The organism is Pseudomonas sp. RA_105y_Pfl2_P56 (assembly GCF_963970845.1).
Lineage (GTDB): Bacteria > Pseudomonadota > Gammaproteobacteria > Pseudomonadales > Pseudomonadaceae > Aquipseudomonas > Aquipseudomonas baetica_A.
This window is the reverse complement of sequence record NZ_CAXAPL010000088.1, coordinates 1-2580: the sequence shown is the minus strand read 5'-3', so window position 1 is coordinate 2580 and position 2580 is coordinate 1. Positions and strand designations below refer to the sequence as shown.

Here is a 2580-nt window from a genome sequence, read left to right as displayed (position 1 = left end):
TGTTGCCGCTGACCGAAAACTGACCCAGTAGAGGCTGTTCTGCCGACTGAAAACTGACCCAGGTGTTCAACTGCTTCTGCTCACTTTTTGAGCAGGAGAACACAGGGTGATCAGCATGGAAATGTTGGGGAAAATCCGGCGGATGTACTTCCGCGACAAGCTCTCGCTGCATCAGATAGCCAAGCGTACCGGGCTGTCGAGAAACACCATCCGAAAATGGGTCAGAGCGCCCGAAGTCACTCAGCCGGCGTACCATCGGTGCGCGACCTTCAACAAACTCAGCCCTTTCCACGACACGCTGGAACAGGCGCTGAAAGCCGACTCGTTCCGGGCAAAGCACAATCGCAGAAGCGCCAAAGCACTTTTCGAGCAGATCAAGGCCGAGGGTTATGACGGCGGCTACAGCCAGCTCACGGCGTTTGTACGCTCGTGGCGAGGCGAGCAAGGCAAGTGTTTACGCGCTTTTGTACCGCTGACGTTTGCGCTCGGTGAAGCCTTTCAATTTGACTGGAGCGAAGAAGGGCTGCTGATCGGAGGCCTGTTTCGACGCATCCAGGTCTCCCACATGAAGCTGTGCGCCAGTCGCGCATTCTGGTTGGTTGCGTACCCGAGCCAAGGTCACGAGATGCTATTCGATGCCCATACACGCTCGTTCGGAGCATTAGGTGGCGTGCCGCGTCGCGGCATTTACGACAACATGAAAACGGCTGTCGACAAGGTCAACAAAGGCAAGGGTCGCACGGTCAATGCCCGGTTTTCCGTGATGTGCGCGCACTACCTGTTCGATCCGGATTTCTGCAACGTAGCCTCTGGCTGGGAAAAGGGCATTGTCGAGAAGAACGTTCAGGACAGCCGGAGGCGAATCTGGCTCGATGCTCAAAACTGCATGTTCCATACCTTCGAGGAGCTGAACGTCTGGCTCGGCCAACGCTGTCGTGCGCTCTGGGGTGAACTTATACATCCGCAATACAACGGTTTGACGGTGGCAGAAGTCCTGGAGCTGGAGCAGGTTGAAATGATGCCGATGCCGACGGCTTTTGATGGCTACGTCGAACGCACCGTCCGTGTTTCTAGCACCTGCCTGATCAGCGTGTCGAGAAATCGTTATTCGGTGCCTTGCGAGCGTGTTGGTCAGTGGGTCAGCAGCCGCTTGTACCCTTCGCGGATCGTGGTCATCGCTGACGAAACGGTGATCGCCAGCCACGAGCGCCTTTTTGATCGAGATCAGGTCAGTTTTGACTGGCAGCACTACATCCCACTTATTGAACGCAAGCCTGGTGCATTGCGCAATGGCGCTCCATTTGCCGATCTGCCGAAGCCGTTACTGCTTCTCAAGCGGGGACTGAGGCGTCATACCAACGGTGATCGAATCATGATGCAGGTACTGGCTGCTGTGCCCATCGCCGGTCTCGAACCGGTGCTGGTGGCGGTGGAGCTGGTACTTGAGTCGGGAAGTCTCAGCGCCGATCACATCCTCAATGTCGTTGCCCGCCTGACCTCCACCGCACCTCCTCCCTGCGTAGAAACCAGCTTGCAACTCAAGGTAGCGCCTGTTGCCAATACGGCGCGCTACGACCGGCTCCGTTCGACTGATGAGGAGAATCGCAATGCGTGACCTAATGACGGAACTCAAAGAACTGCGCCTGCACGGCATGGCCAGTGCTTGGGAAGAACTGGTCTCTCAAGGAACAGCGTCGACGGCTTCATCGAAATGGCTGCTGGAACATCTGCTTCAACAGGAACATGCGGATCGAGCGGTGCGCTCAGTAAACCACCAGATGAACATGGCAAAACTCCCAATGCACCGTGATTTAGCTGGCTTTGACTTCAGCGCTTCCTGCGCTGATGCCCGGTTGGTCAAGGAGTTATCCAGCCTGGAGTTTACGGAGACAGCGCAAAATGTGGTGTTCATCGGTGGGCCTGGAACCGGAAAAACACACTTGGCCAGTGCCTTGGCTGTATCCGGAATCACGGCGTACAACAAACGCGTGCGCTTCTTTTCCACGGTGGATCTGGTGAATCTGCTGGAGCGTGAGAAGTACGATGGCAAGGCAGGGCGAATCGCCCAGGCACTGCTTCGCACAGACCTGGTGATACTGGATGAACTCGGATATTTGCCCTTCAGCCAAAGCGGCGGCGCCCTGTTATTTCACCTGCTGTCCAAACTGTACGAACACACCAGCGTGGTCATCACCACCAACCTGAGCTTCTCGGAATGGTCGAGTGTGTTTGGCGACGCCAAGATGACCACCGCGTTGTTGGATCGGCTGACACACCACTGCCACATCGTCGAAACGGGCAACGAGTCCTACCGCCTGCAACATAGCACCTTGGCCGCCCAGACAAAGATCAAGTCACGGGAACGAAAGCGCAAGGACGGAGATGGTATCGAGGACGATGAACCGTTTTGATCTGCACCGTAAACACCCTGCCGCATGCCTGCATGCGGTGGGGCCCGATGCGTCGTCAACCGGAACACTGCTGCTAAGCTTATCCACAATTGCTGTGGCAAAAATCAGCAATCCGTCCTGGGTCATTTTTCAATCGGCAGGGTGGGTCAGTTTTCAATCAGCGCCAACA

The 2580-nt window shown here is 56.2% G+C and carries 3 protein-coding genes; all 3 read left to right on the top strand.

Annotation, left to right across the window (positions count from 1 at the left end):
* The first annotated feature begins 115 nt into the window (after positions 1-115).
* Positions 116-1615, top strand: coding sequence for an IS21 family transposase (gene istA, locus AACY11_RS28125; RefSeq protein WP_339434344.1), 1500 nt, complete (start codon positions 116-118; stop codon positions 1613-1615).
* Positions 1608-2411 carry an IS21-like element ISPsy20 family helper ATPase IstB gene (gene istB, locus AACY11_RS28120; RefSeq protein WP_339434343.1) on the top strand — a complete coding sequence of 268 codons (804 nt, stop codon included), beginning with the start codon at positions 1608-1610 and terminating at the stop codon, positions 2409-2411. Before istA ends, istB begins: the two co-directional genes overlap by 8 nt.
* On the top strand, positions 2398-2580 hold a 183-nt coding region (locus tag AACY11_RS28115), incomplete at its 3' end, for a hypothetical protein (RefSeq protein WP_339434342.1). The genes istB and AACY11_RS28115, both read left to right, overlap by 14 nt.

Bases quoted from the DNA above. Each gene is read 5' to 3' on its own strand.
- istA (WP_339434344.1), top strand. From the start codon at position 116: ATGGAAATGTTGGGGAAAATCCGGCGGATGTACTTCCGCGACAAGCTC.
- istB (WP_339434343.1), top strand. From the start codon at position 1,608: ATGCGTGACCTAATGACGGAACTCAAAGAACTGCGCCTGCACGGCATG.